This is a genomic window from Nostoc foliaceum FACHB-393 (assembly GCF_014698505.1).
GTDB classification, from domain to species: Bacteria; Cyanobacteriota; Cyanobacteriia; order Cyanobacteriales; family Nostocaceae; genus Nostoc; species Nostoc foliaceum_A.
In genome coordinates, this window is record NZ_JACJTD010000002.1 from 122,597 (window position 1) to 140,333 (window position 17,737).

16 protein-coding genes are annotated in these 17,737 nt (G+C 41.4%); 7 read left to right on the forward strand and 9 right to left on the reverse strand.

All coding sequences use genetic code 11. The annotated features are described in order from the left end of the window. The first annotated feature begins 99 nt into the window (after positions 1-99). The gene (locus H6G92_RS02285; protein ID WP_190890294.1) at positions 100-594 is read left to right on the forward strand and encodes a MarR family winged helix-turn-helix transcriptional regulator; all 495 of its coding nucleotides are present in this window, start codon (positions 100-102) and stop codon (positions 592-594) included. Positions 595-681: 87 nt separating this feature from the next. On the opposite strand, the gene bioB is transcribed toward H6G92_RS02285, so the two are convergent. After that, entirely contained in the window at positions 682-1,689 is a 1,008-nt protein-coding gene (bioB, locus tag H6G92_RS02290) for a biotin synthase BioB (protein ID WP_190890296.1), read from the reverse strand. Between the two features lie 396 nt (positions 1,690-2,085). Between bioB and H6G92_RS02295 the strand changes: the two genes are divergently transcribed. Continuing rightward, positions 2,086-2,661: a GNAT family N-acetyltransferase gene (locus tag H6G92_RS02295; RefSeq protein ID WP_190890298.1), complete on the forward strand. Its 576-nt coding sequence runs from the start codon at positions 2,086-2,088 to the stop codon at positions 2,659-2,661. 80 nt (positions 2,662-2,741) lie between these two features. Here the strand turns inward: H6G92_RS02295 and H6G92_RS02300 are convergent, their stop codons facing one another. Then, positions 2,742-3,413 carry an SMI1/KNR4 family protein gene (locus H6G92_RS02300; protein ID WP_190890301.1) on the reverse strand — a complete coding sequence of 224 codons (672 nt, stop codon included), beginning with the start codon at positions 3,411-3,413 and terminating at the stop codon, positions 2,742-2,744. A gap of 122 nt (positions 3,414-3,535) precedes the next feature. Here H6G92_RS02300 and H6G92_RS02305 point away from each other — a divergent pair, with 122 nt between their 5' ends. Both H6G92_RS02305 and H6G92_RS02310 read left to right on the forward strand, forming a co-directional pair. Then, positions 3,536-4,993 (forward strand): protein adenylyltransferase SelO, encoded by a 1,458-nt coding sequence (locus H6G92_RS02305; RefSeq protein WP_190890303.1) that lies wholly within the window; start codon positions 3,536-3,538, stop codon positions 4,991-4,993. Between the two features lie 401 nt (positions 4,994-5,394). After that, the gene (locus H6G92_RS02310; protein ID WP_190890305.1) at positions 5,395-6,573 is read left to right on the forward strand and encodes a TIR domain-containing protein; all 1,179 of its coding nucleotides are present in this window, start codon (positions 5,395-5,397) and stop codon (positions 6,571-6,573) included. A 56-nt stretch (positions 6,574-6,629) separates the two neighbouring features. On the opposite strand, the gene H6G92_RS02315 is transcribed toward H6G92_RS02310, so the two are convergent. After that, positions 6,630-8,354: an ABC transporter ATP-binding protein gene (locus tag H6G92_RS02315; RefSeq protein WP_190890307.1), complete on the reverse strand. Its 1,725-nt coding sequence runs from the start codon at positions 8,352-8,354 to the stop codon at positions 6,630-6,632. Between the two features lie 1,214 nt (positions 8,355-9,568). On the opposite strand from H6G92_RS02315, the gene H6G92_RS02320 reads away from it, so the two are divergent. Next, positions 9,569-9,910, forward strand: coding sequence for a winged helix-turn-helix transcriptional regulator (locus H6G92_RS02320; RefSeq protein ID WP_190890309.1), 342 nt, complete (start codon positions 9,569-9,571; stop codon positions 9,908-9,910). Between the two features lie 76 nt (positions 9,911-9,986). Here the strand turns inward: H6G92_RS02320 and H6G92_RS02325 are convergent, their stop codons facing one another. The 4 genes from H6G92_RS02325 to H6G92_RS02340 form a co-directional block, all read right to left on the reverse strand. Continuing rightward, positions 9,987-10,382, reverse strand: coding sequence for a salt stress protein, Slr1339 family (locus H6G92_RS02325; protein ID WP_190890311.1), 396 nt, complete (start codon positions 10,380-10,382; stop codon positions 9,987-9,989). A 140-nt stretch (positions 10,383-10,522) separates the two neighbouring features. Next, on the reverse strand, positions 10,523-11,128 hold the full coding sequence (locus H6G92_RS02330; protein WP_190890313.1) for a vWA domain-containing protein: 606 nt from the start codon (positions 11,126-11,128) through the stop codon (positions 10,523-10,525). Positions 11,129-11,183: 55 nt separating this feature from the next. Next, positions 11,184-11,789: a vWA domain-containing protein gene (locus tag H6G92_RS02335; protein WP_190890315.1), complete on the reverse strand. Its 606-nt coding sequence runs from the start codon at positions 11,787-11,789 to the stop codon at positions 11,184-11,186. Between the two features lie 89 nt (positions 11,790-11,878). Further along, positions 11,879-12,031 (reverse strand): hypothetical protein, encoded by a 153-nt coding sequence (locus H6G92_RS02340; protein ID WP_190890317.1) that lies wholly within the window; start codon positions 12,029-12,031, stop codon positions 11,879-11,881. A 95-nt stretch (positions 12,032-12,126) separates the two neighbouring features. Between H6G92_RS02340 and H6G92_RS02345 the strand changes: the two genes are divergently transcribed. Further along, positions 12,127-15,210 carry a PAS domain-containing sensor histidine kinase gene (locus H6G92_RS02345; RefSeq protein WP_190890319.1) on the forward strand — a complete coding sequence of 1,028 codons (3,084 nt, stop codon included), beginning with the start codon at positions 12,127-12,129 and terminating at the stop codon, positions 15,208-15,210. Positions 15,211-15,374: 164 nt separating this feature from the next. On the opposite strand, the gene obgE is transcribed toward H6G92_RS02345, so the two are convergent. Further along, the gene (gene obgE, locus H6G92_RS02350; protein ID WP_190890321.1) at positions 15,375-16,403 is read right to left on the reverse strand and encodes a GTPase ObgE; all 1,029 of its coding nucleotides are present in this window, start codon (positions 16,401-16,403) and stop codon (positions 15,375-15,377) included. Positions 16,404-16,477: 74 nt separating this feature from the next. Continuing rightward, positions 16,478-17,158: a Mo-dependent nitrogenase C-terminal domain-containing protein gene (locus H6G92_RS02355; RefSeq protein WP_190890323.1), complete on the reverse strand. Its 681-nt coding sequence runs from the start codon at positions 17,156-17,158 to the stop codon at positions 16,478-16,480. A gap of 241 nt (positions 17,159-17,399) precedes the next feature. Here H6G92_RS02355 and H6G92_RS02360 point away from each other — a divergent pair, with 241 nt between their 5' ends. Beyond that, entirely contained in the window at positions 17,400-17,594 is a 195-nt protein-coding gene (locus H6G92_RS02360) for a hypothetical protein (protein WP_190890325.1), read from the forward strand. Positions 17,595-17,737: the final 143 nt, after the last annotated feature.

Genomic DNA, 17,737 nt, shown 5'->3' on the forward strand with positions numbered 1-17,737 from the left:
AATTTATCTCGATATCAAGATACTTGATATCGAGATTTTAGCATTTATCTTGATGTTAAGATATTTGATATCAAGAAACTTGTATAAGCAATCAGCACAATGGCTTCCGATTCAGTCGATATGATTTTGGCGCAATGGCAACGTGAGCGTCCTGATTTGGACGTATCGCCAATGGGAGTAATAGGGCGGATGGGACGGGTAGCCAAGCATTTTGAACACGCAATCCAAGAGACGTTTTCTCAGTTTGGTCTGAATCTTGGAGAATTTGATGTGTTAGCTACCTTACGTCGCTCTGGCGCTCCTTACCAGCTATCACCAACGGCATTGTTTAACACGTTGATGGTTTCATCCGGCACAATGACTCATCGCATCGACCAACTGGAGAAAGCTGGGTTGGTACAAAGAATTCCTGATCCGAGCGATCGGCGCGGTACTTTAATCAAACTGACAGAAGAAGGTTTCAACTTAATTGAGAAAGCCGTAGAAGCTCATGTTGCCAATGAGCATCGCATACTCAATGTTTTGCAGCCATCAGAACGGGAATTACTGATTGTGCTGTTAAGAAAGCTCTTGACTTCATTTGAAGGAGAATAGCAGCTAGCTTGTTCAAGAAAGGCATAACAAAAAACATTTAGTCTGGATCTAAATCCTTGACTAAATGTTTTGCACGAAATCAAATATTTATCCGACAACAGCCGGACTTGCTACTTTCTCCTGCCTTTGGGAAGGCGGACGCATCCCCAAACCGAGTAAATTCAGCATTTCTCGATCGCTATCGTAATCTGGACAGGGAGTTGTCACCGTCAACATTTTGTTGTCGTCACTAGAAAAAATAGAATTGGCTCCTGCCATAAAGCAGAAAGCTTGTTCAACTTGAGAAAGTCTAGCCCTACCAGCACTCAGACGCACATCAGAAGCTGGCATTAAAATCCTGGCTGTGGCAATCATCCGCACAATATCCCAAATGGGAACATCCGGCTGATTTTCTAAGGGTGTGCCCGGTACTTGTGAAAGAATATTAATTGGTACTGACTCTGGATGCGGATGTAAGTTTGCCAGAGTTTGTAACATCCCAACCCGGTCATCGACAGTTTCGCCCAAGCCGAGGATACCGCCGGAACATACGGTAACATTTGTCTGACGGACATTCTCGATTGTGTTCAAGCGATCGCTATAAGTTCTCGTGGTAATAATTGTGCTGTAATATTCCTGCGAGGTATCTAAGTTATGGTTGTAGGCGTAAAGTCCTGCTTCTTCCAATTTCCGGGCCTGATTTGCCGTCAACATACCCAGAGTGCAGCACACTTCTAAACCCATTGCGGTTACATCCTTGACCATTTCCAGGACTTCCTCAAATTGTGAGTTATCCCGCACTTCGCGCCAAGCAGCACCCATGCAGATACGACTAACACCAGTTTCTTTAGCTTTCTGGGCGATGCTAACTACTGTTTCTTTTTCTAAGAGTGCTTGCGCCTTTACCTCTGTTTTATAGCGGGAAGATTGAGCACAGTAGCTGCAATCTTCTGGACAACCTCCCGTTTTAATAGATATAAGCTTACAAACTTGTATTTTTGTTGGGTCATGATATTGGCGATGCACGCTAGCAGCTTGATAAATAAGCTCTAGCAATGGCGTGTTGTATATCGCCCGAATCTCTAATTCCTGCCAATCGTAGCGTATTCCCACCACATCACTATCCTTCTTGTAGACTGGGTTAAATCTTGAGCTGTCTTTTGGTTGAATTTCCGGCGGTACAGCGTTTGGGCAAAGCTATTTCATCGAAGTTATGCCGCGTACTGTCCTTTATCACCCATTGGCTCTCAATCCTTTGGCTCTAGATATTAGACATCAGCTTATCAAGATTTTGGTGGAATGGCAGATTCACAGCAAAAATACTCACCCTATCTGTTGGAAGTAAAGCGGAAGAATGGCGTTTTTGGCAAAACACCCATACTTAGATCACTGATTATCGAAATTGGAACATAATAATACAGCTAATCTCACTGCTGCGAAACCGCGAGTTATGAGAGAATTTACAAAATCTAGAGAATGTTCCGGGAAGAGATCCCGTCGATGAAGTAATTTATGATATCAGAACTGCCACTAATTACAAGCGATCGCCTGTTCTTACGAGCGGCGATCCATGAAGATATACCCCAAATTCTCAAATACTTTATTCATAACAAAACTTATCTTACTCCATTCTACCCTCTTTGGGCTGATGGTTTTTTCACTGAAGAATATTGGCAGTATCAGATAGAGAATAGTTTTCTGGAATTTATTAATGGTCAATCATTAAAGCTATTTATTTTTACAAAAAAAAATCCAACCGTAATTATTGGAACTGTAAATTTTAGTAATTTTGTCCGGGGTGCCGCTCATTTTTGCTATGTGGGATATAGCCTTGCGGAAAGTAAACAAGGTAAAGGATATATGACAGAAGCTTTAAAAGCCGCAACTCAATATCTTTTTCAAGAGTCAAATTTTCATCGGGTTATGGCTAATTATATGCCTCACAATCAGCGTAGTGGCAATGTACTCAAAAGACTCGGTTTTGTTGTTGAAGGATATGCTAGAGACTATTTGTTAATTAATGGGCAATGGGAAGATCATATTTTGACAAGTCTCATAAATCCTAATTGGCAAGCACCTCAATATTAAAATAATTCGTAATGGATGATGACCCTCGATAGCAAATAACGAAGCATTAGCAACGTAGGAGCGTCATTACGAATTACGAATTACGAAGACTGGCGGATTTGATCCAAACTTCGGTTAAGCCAGTCTTCATACCAATTATAAAAACTTATAGGCTGCTCTTCATCACTATCTGCATGAAAATCATCAGGGTCGGTGTCATGGAAAGCATGACAAAAACTCAAAGAAGCAGGATATATCCCATTATCATTAGTCCGGTCATCTATCCAGATTTTTCCTGACTGCTCCCCGGTAATGACTAACATCGCATAAATTCCACAACCATAATTTGTAATGGTGAGAGTGCCCTGGATAAATTTATCATCGAAGTAGGCATCATTGTTGATAACAAAACCCGTATTATTCTTGACAATCAAATCCAAATCATTCCATGCCTCTGTTAAAGGAAATGGTTTAGAAAGAATTTCGTAGTTCTCTTGGTATAGTTTTTCTGGGGTGACATCTTCAGATTCAATTCCCGACAGTCCAGATAACCCGTATCCTGGCCCCGCACCACCATTACCAACTTCTAAGAGAAAGTTTCTATATTCACTTGGTAGCGTAATATTGTATCTAGATTCAAACGCTTGAATATCTTTGTTACTCAAGCAAGGTTTGAATTGATATTGGTGTGATTCTGAACCAAAAACCTCAAATGTAGCGTCTAAAATAGCTAATTGAGTTAACTTTTTCTTTAATTGCAAAACTTTATCCATTATGCGCTCCAGATTTTGATGGTGACGCTGCCATATTTTAGATATGGGTCGCTTTTTGCGTCTATGCTGATGCTGAAGCCAGAGGTAGTATTAAGGGAAGAATGAATTAAGCTTTGCTCGTAATGACTCTGGCCGAAACTCCAAACTACAAAAATTCTAGCAATCCTTTTCTCTCCCTCAACTACGAAAGCGCTTTAGAATCTCTAGGCGACGACTACTACGATGAGGTTGCAGCAGAGGAATTTCCTCAACACCTCCTGCGTTGGCGTAACGATGCACTACTACCCCGCTTGGGTTTAGATCCCAAAGTAGTCAAAGACGAAGATTTTATCACAGCTTTTGGCAAATTTCAGGGGCGTAAACCCTTGTTGGCACTACGTTACCACGGCTATCAATTTGGTGAATATAACAGACAGTTAGGTGATGGTAGAGGCTTTCTCTATGGACAAGTACGTGCCAATGATGGCGAATTGTACGATTTTGGCACGAAAGGCTCTGGGAGAACGCCCTACTCCCGTGGTGGCGATGGTATGCTCACGCTCAAAGGCGGGGTGCGGGAAGTTTTGGCTGCCGAAGCACTACACCAATTGGGTGTACGTACCTCGCGCTGTCTAAGTATGATTGAAACAGGTTTACCCCTCTGGCGGGGCGATGAACCTTCGCCTACCCGCTCATGTGTGATGATTAGAATGAGCAGTTCTCATATTCGGTTTGGCACTTTTGAGCGACTGCATTATTTCCAGCGTCCAGATTTAACTAAGAAGTTATTAGACCACGTAATTGAGCAGTATTATCGACACTTAAGTGCTGAACAAAATAAATATGCCTTGTTTTACGCCGAATTAGTGAAACGAGTTGCAGAATTAGTAGCCCAGTGGATGGCGGCTGGCTTTTGTCATGCAGTCCTAAATACTGACAATATGTCGATTACTGGAGAGAGTTTTGACTATGGCCCTTACGCGTTTATCCCAACTTACAACCCATCCTTTATAGCTGCATATTTTGACTATTATGGACGCTACTGTTACGGTAATCAACCAAGTATTTGTCAGTTGAATTTACAAATGCTCCAGGAACCTTTAAAGGCGATTATCGATAAAGAGGAAATGGAAGCTGGATTAGCAATGTTTGATGAGTATTATCAAGCTGAATACAGTTCTTTGATGTTGAAGAAGTTAGGTTTTATGGAGTTGCCGCATCCAGAAGCTGAGGAACTCTTAAATCTAACGATTGAATTCTTGAAAGAGAGCCAAGTTGGTTATCACCAATTCTTTTATGAGATGGCTCGGACTTTTTCATCTAAATGGCGAGATGAGCCAGGTTTTGTGATGAATAGTTCAGATATTGTACCAGTACCGGGTGCGTCAGGAATTTTTGATGATTGGTGCATACTATACCATAAAATTTTGAATGATTTGGAGCGCGATCGCATCGATGTAATTGCCCAAACTCTAGCTGATCATAATCCTAAAACAGCATTATTAAGACCTGTGATTGAATCTATTTGGGAATCAATTGCTCAGGAAGATAATTGGCAACCTTTTTATGATTTAGTGCAGCAAATTCAGTCTAAAAAATAGTAAGATTACAGCTATTTTCTTTTTCATAGCGACAGACTGATTGAGATTAAATCTGCTGTAACTGACACGACGAATAATCTAATAAGATAAGAGACGTTGCAATGCAACGTCTCTACAAGCAATGCTGAATTGTAGAAATACAGAAATCTGAATTGCGAGAAAATACGTAGGTCAGTTGTCAAATATAAAAGTAAAATTTTATCTAGTATTGGCGATTATAAATCACGACTACACAGACAAAAATCCAAAGTTTTGATGGTTGAAAACCCACGCTCAGAGTCATATTTGCCTCGTGGGTTATTTTTTAGTCCACGTAGTTGGACGAGAGTTTATGTAGTAGTAAATTCTATTCACTCATTGTTTCCAAACTTCTCTATAGCATCTAAGAAAATCTTAAAAAAATGAATCAGATATACATATCGTATGCATGGAAAGATAACCAGAGTGAATTAGGCAGTCAACGCGAAGAATTAGTTGATAAAATTTGTGCAGCACTTGTTTCTGAACATTACAACTTAATTCGCGATCGCAATTACTTAACACTAGGTAAGAGTATACAGAACTTCATGCAGGAAATCGGGCGTGGTAACTATGTGATTATTGTTGTCAGCGACAAATATTTGCGTTCGGAATACTGTATGTTTGAAGCTCTTGAAATCATGAAACGCAAGGATTATGAACAAAAAGTTTTTCCAGTTGTTTTACAGGATGCCAATGTATATACCAAAGAAGGTAAGAGCGAGTACATAAAATACTGGAAGCAACAGAGAGAAAAAACCAAACAACTCATCGGTTCAGAAGTATCTTCGCACGAACATTCAGCAATGTATGATGTGGCTGAAAAAATTATAGAAATTTCCCAAAAAATTGATGAATTCATGTTTTTTATCTCGGATAAATTAAGCATTGATCCATCACATAACTTTAATGCATTTATCAATCAGCTTACTGATTCTATTAAAAATGATGCTGTTCAACTCAGAAGCAAAAAAAGCATTTTAGTTGCAGGCACAGGATACTTTAATATTCCTAATGAAATCAATTGGTGCGCTCAAAAGCTTGGTGAAAAAATAGCAGGATATAACTATAACTTGATAACAGGTGGATGGGAGGGAGTAGATTATGTTGTAGCTGATAAGTTTGCTGAAAAAATCGCGCAACAAAATATCCGCTTAACCGAGAAGTTAACACACGTTGTTCCGCGAGGAAAACAACCTGTATTTAAGGGTGGAAAAGTCGAATATACGGAGTCAGGTATTAATGAATGGCTCGATTGTTTGCGACATTCAGATTTGGTTATTCTTCTGGGGGGTGTTGGCGGAACTTATGAAACTTATCTGTATGCTAAACAAGAAAAAATTCCGGTGATTCCTATTGTATGCACTAATGGCGATGCCAAAAAAGTGTTCGACGAAATGCTACAAAATTGGGATAGTAAACTAATGGGAAATATCTCACCGGAAAAATTCAAGTCACTGAATCAATATATCAATGATCCATCAACAGCAGAAGATGTAATAAATGATGTCATGGATATTGTTAATGAAATTATTTTTGCAAAAATGATGCTAAATCCATAAAGGACATTTGAAGGGTTTCTCAATCGCTAATTTTTCCGTATGTCTAAAGTTCGGAGCTAACTAAATTGCTGGGCATAAAACCGCGCATAGCGACGTTCTAAGGCTAATAATTCCTCATGAGTTCCCGATTCAACAATTTGTCCCTGTTCGAGAACTAAAATGCGATCGCACCGTCTGACGGTTGATAAACGGTGAGCAATAATAAATACTGTGCGTTTTTGCATCAATCTTTCCAGCGCTTCCTGTACCAGCGCTTCTGACTCAGAATCTAATGCTGATGTCGCCTCGTCAAGAATCAAGATTTGAGGATTGAGCAGAACAGCACGAGCGATCGCAATTCTTTGTCTTTGTCCACCTGATAAGTTTACCCCACGTTCACCCACCCAAGTCTGATAACCCTCTGGCAGTTGGCTAATAAATTGATGAGCATTAGCAATTTTCGCCGCCTCTATAACTGCTTCCATGTCAAAAACATCTTGTCCAAAAGCAATATTTTGGGCAATTGTCCCCGAAAACATGATGGTTTCTTGAGGAACAATCCCAATTTGTCGCCGTAAACTATGCAGCTTCACATCCCGAATATCAACACCGTCAATGAAGATTTGACCAGTTTCGGGGTCGTAAAAACGGGGGAGAAGATTGACAAATGTGGTTTTACCAGCGCCAGAAGCACCCACAAGAGCGATCGCTTCACCTGGTGATACCAATAAACTGATATCTTTTAATACAGGTTCTCCCGGTTTATAAGCAAAGGAAATATGACGATATTCTACTTTGCCGTTGACTGGAGGTAGAGCGATCGCATTTGTTTTTTCGATCACCGTTGGTTGAATTGCCATCAATTCAAAAACGCGATCAACTGATGCTTCACCCTGCTTAAATTCGTTGTAGTTGTTAGTAGTATGACCAATGGGATCAATTAACAGCGCCGCCGCCGCTAGATAACTGAAAAAATTTGCCACTGTCAAGTTGTTTTGGGAAATTTGCCACGCTCCCACAATCAGTAACGATAACGCACTCAAAGCTTCCAGAAATCCGACGATGGGAATCTGAATCGCTTTGAGGCGTTCGGCTGAGTATTTTGCTTTGAGACTGCGTTCTGCTTCATGGCCAAAGCGGGCAATTTCGTAATTTTCGGCAGCAAAAGCCTGTACCAAACGAATACCGTTGAAAACTTCCGCGAGAATGGCTGATAAACCCGACACGCGATTTTGACTTTTTAAGGAATATTTGCGTAACCGTTCACCAAACCAGCCAACTAAAATAGCCATTAGCGGTGCAACTATCACTGTTGCTAATGTCAATTGCCAATTTAGGTAAACCATGTAAATCGGAATTGCTAGCAACTGCAAAATGCAGGGGATAAAGTCGTGAAATACTTTATTTACCACTTCGCCAACCCGGTCAACATCTTCCGTGAGGCGGTAAGACAAATCACCTGCTTTTGCCGTCTCAAAATAGCTGAGATTTAGCTTTTGAAGATGGGCGTAGACTTGCTGGCGGAGGTTAAAAGCAACTCTTAAAGCAGCTTTTGCCATGTACATATCTTGTATAGATTGAAACAATCCTCTAACAAGAAATACTAAGGCGCAACTGCCAGTTATTTGAGCGATCGCTACTACATTACCTTGTGCAAAGGGAGTTGCCAATTTCCCGGCAAGATTGATCAACACTAATGTCGCCAGCACATATCCCAAGATACCAATAATACCCTTGGTGATGGTTTGCCACTGGAGTCGGATATAAGGCAGCAGTTGCCAATAATTAGAACGCGTTTTCAAGCTTTAACGTCCACAACGATATTTTACTTTGTTTGACGCTATCAGTTTTTGGTGAGTTTCTGAACAGTTAACTAATTAGTTCCCAAAATTGGCGTTGTTGAATCACAATATATCTGGCATTTACTCCACCCAAAGAGAGCGATCGCGCTGCATTTTTAAGTTTTATTTTATACCAAACTTAAGATTTGCAAATTTGAGTTTTTTATGGATGTGATTTTACCCTATCTTAGTTCCCAGGCTACTGCCCAGGAACTAGAATAATCTTGCTGAGATTAAGCGTTAGAAAACATTGTAAGCATTACTAATAGAACAAATAATGCACTTATCCAAAGAGCTAACGATCCCCAGCTAACTGAATCTTTTTGCACTTTTTGCCAGAAATTAGTAACTAAGTTATTCCGAATTGCCATTTTATAACCTCCAATTTTTATTAAACTTGCACTTACTTAATGCATTAAGCCTGCATTGAGTAAATAAAAGTTCATCTTTGGGAGAATCAGCCTTTATTTGCTGATTCCCAGAGACTAAATCAAGAGAAATTTAAATTAATGTATGCAGCTATGCAGCGATAGCTACGACGGACCCCACCTACACATATGCGTATGTTTCAACACATTAACGTTCTTAAAAACAAACAAAAATTTACAAAAAGATATTTGTTGATGCTTAAGTTTATTTTCCCATACGTAACTGTTTACACTCCAAAAACTGGCGATTTTGAGAGAATTCTTAACGTTGACTTAACCACGTATAAAAATACATGTTTTCAAACCAAAATCTACGTAAAAAGTGACTCATTTCACTTTCACTCATGATTTATCTAGACTTGAAAATAGACACAATCAACAATGGTAGCGAAAAAATATTTATGCAAGTGATGAACAATCAAGAATTTAAAGCAGTTGTGTTTGAAAAACTACTATAGGACTAGTATTTGATTTTTGAAAAGATACGTAGGGTGCGTTAGCGACAGCGTAACGCACCATTCTTAAGGCTTTGATGCGTTACGGCTTACGCCTAACACACCCTACAAATACTTAGATTTTTTCAGAAATCAAATATGATTCCTATATCCAGTATTTATGAGAGTATTAATAGTGAACAATCATGATTGGCACTTGGCGCATTAGCAACGTTAAATAAAGAGGCTGGGGGCAGGTGTGCTTCAACTCCCCTCAAAGCACTTAAAATTAAAATATTTCCTACAAAAAACTATGAAAGCTGAAGCAGAAAACCATCTCAGGCTGACTTGTGAAGTAGAAACTACCCTAAAGGTAATTGGAGGACGTTGGAAAGTTTTAATTATTAGAGAATTAATGACTGGCGTAAAACGGTTTGGTGAGTTGCAACGGGCTTTACCTGGAGTTACGCAAAAGATGCTGACTCAGCAACTTAGAGAAATGGAAGAAGACGGCATTATTCATCGAGAAGTTTATCCCCAAATTCCACCCAAGGTAGAATATTCTCTGACACCTTTAGGAGAAACTTTGCAACCAATTCTCTATGCTATGCATGAATGGGCTGTGCAACATTTAGCTCAAACAAATAGCCATTAATATTGAGCATAGATAATAAATAATAATTGCTACCTTATAATTTTAGCTGGCAGATTTATCCGAATTACGAATTACTTTATTCGTTGTTTCGTAAATACTCAATCGCGGCCTCTAATTTTGAGGGGTAACTTTCAGCAAACCTTTCAAACCAAAGTCCTTCGGACGACAGTGGATCTACTTTGGCTAACCATTTTTTTGCTTCCACTTTCAAAGCTTCTAGTTGTTTGGCTTTGAGTTGTTCTTGTCGAATTCGTTCTTGTTCTAGTTCTTGCTGCCTTTTTAATTCAATAGCAGCATCCTCTTCGGCAAAATCAGCCTGAACTTCTGCCAAAAGGTTATCCATAAAAGATGCCGACTTTGGCGATGCTGGAATAAACGATTTAGCTGTGGCTGATTTTGACTGCTGTTGTTGTGGTTGTACTTCTTTGTATTCGGTTTGGAGTTCAGCTAATAGCTTATCAATGGAATCCATTTTTGCAATTCCTAATAAATGGTATAGCTAGTACCGCTTTGCGTAATTCGTAATGGGCTACGCCCCGCTACGCTAACGTAATTTCCACTGCATAGGGTTTTAGACATTTTCAATGCGTGGATTATTTATGCCGAACTGTACTAGTCATTAATGGCATTAAGTAGCACTTCGGATAGACTCAAATCTTCCATGTCTTCCATAGTAATGGTGTCACAGATATCAAATTTAGCACCAGCACTCTGGAGTTCATCGTCTAAGACTTTGAGAAATCGGGTAGCTTGTTGATCTGTGCCGACTTGAATGAAGGAGATGGCTAATTCTTCATCTCGATCTATGCGGCGAGAAGCTTCAATAATCACCCTCATGACTGCTTTGCGATCGTCCGGTTCACCATCAGTAACCACTAAAATTGTTTCACCATTTGGCTTGGTTTGACCAGCTGCTTTGCGTTGAAGGTAATCATCCGTTGCGTGTTTTAACACACCTGCTAAATCAGTTGTTCCAGAAGGATCATTTTCTCGGAAAATTTGCGCTACCTTGCTGGATGTCACATTTTCGTATCGCTTAAATTTACCAGAAAATACATAAATAGTAATGCCATCTGGGTCAAATTGCTCACATTTGCTAGCTAAAGCTAAAGTAGATTCTTGTGCCGCAAACCATCTACTTCTACCACCCTTTTGATCTTGGGTTGCCATGCTGCCGCTTTTGTCGATAATCAAGGTATAGTCACGATTTTCGAGCATTATTCAATTCTCCAATTAAGAGTTCAGAGTTACTGGACTATGGGTGATCAACACATTAGTCAGTTATTGCGTTCGTCAATACATCTACAAGACTCATTTCTTCTAAGTCGTCTAAAGTGACGGTATCGCAAATATCAAATTTAGCGCCAACACTTTGCAATTGATCATCCAAAGCCTTCAGGAACTTAGTTGCTTGGGCATCTGAACCTACTTGAATGATCGAAATTGCTAATTCTTCATCACGTTCCATCTGGCGAGTCGCATGAATGATCACTTCAAACACAGCTTTGCGATCGTCTGGTTCACCATCGGTGATGACTAAAATTGTCTCTCCGTTTGGCTTGCTTTTACCGGCAGCTTTGCGTTGAAAGTAGTTATTGAGAGCATCTTGAAGTACACCTGCTAAGTTTGTCGTTCCAGCAGGGTCATTTTCGAGAAATATTTGTGCGACTTTGGCTGAGGTCACATCGTCGTAGCGTTTAAATCTACCGGAAAACAAGTAAACGGTGATGCCATCGGGGTCAAACTGTTCAGCCTTTCTTGCCAAAGCGAGAGTAGACTCTTGGGCTATCTCCCATCTACTTCTACCACCCACTTGGTCTGGTGTAGACATACTACCGCTTTTGTCAATGATTAATGTATAGTCGCGATCGCTCATCATAATATTCCTCTGATTGTTACCCTGTGGTTCTAGTCTAACTCCGTTTTTTTACGAGCAAGCAAGGCTTTTAAGCATTTGTATCAATTATGCTATTCAAAAAAGCCGCACCACAGTTGATAAATGCGTTGGCGTAGACCGCCGCAGGCATCACCTAGCGTTTTTGTTCCCACAGAAAGCACAATCTTCTTAGTCCCCAATCCCCTGGAAACACTAAAAGTTAGAGACTGGTTTGGTTGTTGCAACCGTATTTAGTCTGGGAATAATAAATACTAATCATGCTGGCGCACACGTAGCTAAACAGCTTTTGTTTAGCTTGATTTTAAAGATAAATTCGGGTATGAACCATCCTAAATTCTTAGATAATCCCGCGCAAAAACAAAACACGCAGTCGCAAAACTTCTCCTTGGCGTTTCTGCATCAGATGATCAATGGCATATCTGACCCAATTTTTGTGAAAGATCGCCAACATCGCTGGGTATTAATTAACGATACCTACTCTGATTTCGTCGGTCATAGTCGAGAAGAATTAATTGGTAAGTCAGACTATGATTTTTTTCCTCAAGCAGAAGCTGATGTGTTCCGCGAAAAAGATGAACTGGTTTTCACCACAAATATTACGAATGAAAACCACGATCTTTTTACCGATGCTCAGGGTATAACCCATCTCATCTCTACAAAAAAGTCTTGTTTTGAGGATGAGACTGGTAATAAATTTATTGTGGGTAGTATTCGAGACATCATCTTACAGAATGAAGCCGGGAAAGTTCTAGGTATAACTGGCATTACCGATACTACTGTTCTTATGGAAACCTGCGAGGCACTTCGGGTAACCCTAGAAGAACTTCAGGTAGTTGAAGAAGAACTGCGCCAACAAAACGAAGAATTAGCGATCGCTCGTGAAACGGCTGAATTAGAGCATCGGCGTTACCGGGATTTGTTTGATCTCGCCCCAGATGCTTACTTGGTGACCGATGTAGCTGGCATCATCAAAGAGGCTAACTATGTAGCCGCAGCTTTACTATCTGTGAGACAAAAGTATCTGGTAGGTAAACCATTAATCCTCTTTATCGCTGAACCAGACCGCCAAACCTTCATGAACCAACTGGCAAATTTGCAGCAGGTGCAGGATTGGGAAGCCTATCTACAGTCACGAGGAGGTACAGCCTTTCCTGCTCGGATCAGGATGGTTGCTATGTATAATTCACAGGGTCAGCAGGTCGGCTGGCGTTGCTTGATTTGCGACATCAGCGAACAGCTTGCTGCGCTGCGCTTACGCCAGCAAGCAGAGAAAGACCTACACCGCATTAATGCTGTACTGCAAGCTCAACAAGAAGCTTCCATCGACGGAATTCTGATTATTGATGAAAATCTTACAGTTACATCATTTAATCAGAAATTTTCCCAGCTATGGCAAATTCCTGCGGCCCTGATCCAAACAGGAGACGATCGCCAACTCGTGGGATGGGTACTAGACAAACTAGTAAATCCAGACGAATTTCTGGCTAAGGTGGAGTATCTTTACCAGCATCCAGAAGAAAGCAGCCGTGATGAAATTTTCCTCAAGTCTGGAGAGATTTTTGAGCGCTATTCTGCACCCGTGCATAAACAGCAAGGGGCTTGTGATGAGATATCACCTTTAGGAGACTATTACGGTAGGATTTGGTATTACCGCGACATTACCGAATACAAGCAAGCAGAGGCAGAACTTAGAGCTTCACAGCAAAGACTGGCGTTGCTGATTGAACAAACACCTTTAGCCATTATTGAATGGAATACCAAATTTGAGATTCAGACATGGAATCGCGCAGCAGAAAGAATCTTTGGATACACCACAGAGGAAATGCTGGGGACTAGTTTTGAGACCATAGTACCTGAAAGCGCTAGAAAGCACGTAAATGAGATTATCACCGCCTTGTTAACACAACGTGGAGGAAGTTTGAGTGTCAATGAGAACATCACTAAAGATGGTAGGACAATAGTCGGTGAGTGGTATAACAACCCGTTAGTGGCTCCTGATGGCCAGGTGGTTGGTGTTGCTTCACTGGTGTTAGACATCACAGAACGCAAACGCGCTGAAGAGGAACAGCAAAAATTTGTCGCGTTGATTGAAAACAGCAGCGACTTTATTGGTATTTCTTCAATAGAAGGGCAAGTTGTCTATGTGAACCCCGCCGGACTCAAGATGGTAGGACTTAATAGGCTGGAAGAAGCCAAAACTAAATTATTGGTTGATTTTCATTCACCAGAAGCTCTTGCAGAGTTGAAAGAGCAAATTATTCCTTTGATGCTTGAACATGGTTTCTGGCAGGGCGAGTTTCGCCATAGGCATTTTCAAACGGATATAGAAATTCCCACAGATTGCAGCCTGTTTATGGTTAAACATCCTGAAACAGGAAAGCCTTTCTGTCAGGTAGCTGTTGCTAGGGACATTACAGAACGTAAACAAGCCAAAGAAGCCCTGCTAAAGTCAGAAGCGCAACTTCGACAACAAGCCCAAGAACTCAAAGAAACACTCCACGAACTTAAACACACCCAAACTCACTTGATTCAAACTGAAAAAATGTCCAGCTTGGGTCAACTAGTTGCAGGAGTGGCACACGAAATTAACAATCCGGTGAATTTTATCTATGGCAATCTCAACCCTGCCAAAGAATACACCCAAGATTTACTTTCACTTTTACGACTCTACCAAAATCATTATCCTGAACCTGTGCTAGAAATTCAGGATTTTGCAGAACTCATAGAACTGGAATTTTTGACATCAGATTTGCCACAAATCATCAACTCAATGAAAGTTGGGGCAGACCGTATTCGGGAGATTGTGCTTTCCCTGCGGAATTTTTCGCGCTTGGATGAAGCCGAAATGAAAGCTGTTGATATCCATGAGGGAATCGACAGTACTCTGATGATTTTGCAAAGCCGCCTCAAGGGTAATGAGCAACGCTCGACAATTGAAATAATCAAAGAATACGGCAAACTCCCGCTGGTTGAATGTTATGCTGGGCAGCTAAATCAAGTATTCATGAATATTTTGTCAAATGCGATCGATGCTTTGGAAGAGTCATACCCTGCGGGAAGGCGAAGCGCCTATGTCATTTGTCCTATCCATTGGGAAAACGCCCGTAGGGTAGAGCAAATGACCTCCCCGCAAATTCGCATTTGCACTCAACTAGAGGAACCAAATCAAGTAACAATTACGATTGCCGATAATGGATTGGGAATACCAGAAGATGTTAGAAAACAACTATTCGACCCCTTCTTTACCACCAAGCCCATCGGCAAAGGTACGGGGATGGGGCTTGCCATTAGCTACCAGATTATTACACAAAGACATGGCGGTTTCTTAAAATGTCTTTCGCAGCCAGGACAAGGCGCTGAGTTTATGATTAAAATTCCCCTGATCCAAGATGCGTCAACATAATTTGTAATTAATAATACTCACCTCTGGCGAGAAGCAATCTACGTAATTCGTAATTTTAACAGCTTTCACCCCGTGAGTAAAAATACTTTGTTTTTTACTACCGACAGCTACCCCCTCTGAAAATATTGATTACGAATTACGAATTACGAATTACGAATTAGTAATTATCTAAATGCCTCGACTTCTTCAGGAACCTTCATTTGGTCGAGAATTCTCCAGATTTCTTGTAACATCGGTTCTAAGCCGGTGCGGGTAACTGCTGAAATCACAAAAACCGGGGCGTAAGAGAGATGATTAAGTTGGGTTGCTAACGCCTCCAAATCGACAGTTTCCCGATCAACTGCATCAATTTTGTTCAGCGCCACAACTTGTGGGCGTTCTGCTAAACCCCGCCCATAAGCTTGTAATTCTTCCTTAATTGTGTTGTAGTCTCTAACGACATCATCACTAGTGGCATCAATCAAGTGAAGTAGCACTCGCGTGCGCTCGATATGGCGCAAGAAATCATGTCCCAGTCCTGCACCGTGAGCTGCTCCCTCAATTAGTCCGGGAATGTCGGCGAAAACAGTACCATCACCAGTAGGTTTCCGCACTACACCCAAATTTGGGATCAGGGTAGTGAAGGGATAGTCTGCGATTTTCGGACGTGCTGCTGATAAAGATGAAATTAGAGTGGATTTACCAGCATTTGGTAAGCCAATAATCCCCACTTCTGCCAAAAGTTTCAATTCCAGGCGCAGCTGCTTTATTTCCCCTGGTAATCCTGGGAGGGCATATTCTGGGGCGCGGTTACGGTTACTTAAGAAATGCTGATTTCCCAGTCCGCCTTTACCACCTTGGGCAATCAGCAAAGTCTGCTTCGGCTCAGTTAAATCCCCCAGCAATTCGCCAGTTTCAGCATCATAAATGGTTGTACCGCAGGGAACTTCGATGATCAAGTCCTTTCCTCCTGCTCCGGTGCAGTTACTTGGGCCACCACGAGTCCCTTTTTCTGCCTGAAAGCGATGGTTGTATCTGAAGTCCAGCAAAGTTTGCAGGTTTTCGTCGGCAACGAAAATTACCGAACCGCCTCGTCCCCCATTACCACCAGAGGGGCCACCGGTCGGCACATATTTCTCCCGGCGGAAGGCAACAATACCATCGCCGCCCTTACCAGCTTCAACTTCAATTTTTGCTTGGTCGATAAATTGCATACTTAAATAATAGTGAAAAGTGAGGAGTTAGGAATTAGGAGTTACAAATTATAACTCCTCACTCTTCACTTTAACTAAATATATGGTGAAACATCTTCACCGCATTTATCTGCCAGATAGGAGAGGGCGCGGAAACGTAAGCCCACTAGTTGTTCATACAACGGGTTAATTTTACACATCGGCGGTATGTGGACAATCTTGCGTCCAAATAAGGTCACATCCCGCTCAAAGGGACACTGGGAGGGAATCATTTTACACAAAAAGCGGGCTACTCTTGGGTCTTGGATATCTAGCCCATCCAGCCAGTCACGCAGGGGGTGTAGTGCATCAATTTGAGGCTTTGTCAGCGCAGGGGTGGGGATAGCGGGGGTGGTAACTTGCTGTGGGTGTTCTAGGGTGTGGCGAAGGGCTTCTAGTAAATTTTCTGGCTGTTCTAAGGCTTGGCAGAACTGATGCAGAACCTGATCTTCGCTGGGAGAATAAGTACCATCTGCGATCGCTACCATTATCGCTGTCCTTAAGAAATTTTCCGCTGCTGATGTACCTTTACCCAACACTGCGGCTAATTCTTCTGGCGTAATTACCTCTAGTGAGTCGCATTGAATCTTAGGAGCTAATTCATTTTTGGTGATGCTGGCAATTAATTCCTGTTCTTGGGCATCAAAATTACCATCTGCCCAAGCAATGGTGAGCAGCCCACGCAACCAAGCGGCAATCTGTTCGCTGCTGTAGGGGGATTGAACGGTACTTGTCATAAACTCACGTCTCAAGCTTTCCTCAGTCATTACTAAGCTACCCTACCCAGCGACTAGGAAGATAGTGGGGCAGCAGAGAAAAACCAGAAACTGCGTAGGCATGGCCGCCTCAAGAAATAAACCAGAGAAGTTTTCAAATCGCAACAGTCGGTCTTGGGGTAAAATCCATTTGAGAGTAATGTTGAGAATTTTTTCTACTTAAACTGAAAATGGAGATTTAATCTGTGTTGTGGAGGTATTCATGAATAAAACCAAAGTTCACCTCGGTACCATTCAAGAAACACTACTAATTCCCCTCTGGGCTAGAGATTGTGAGCTTCAGGCAGCAGATCCAATTATAGTAGATCCTCAATCATCTCAGATTCTTGCAGCGATAGACTACGAATTTAATAAATTTACTACTGCTAAATCTTCTCAGATAGGCTGTTGTTTATGAAGAACCATCCTCGACAACTGGGTACGCACTTACCTCAATCAGTATCCCCAGGGTTCCGTTATCGAGATTGGTGCAGGACTGAATACACCCTTTGAGCGAGTGGATAACGGCAAGGTTTGCTGGTTTGACATAGATTTACCGGA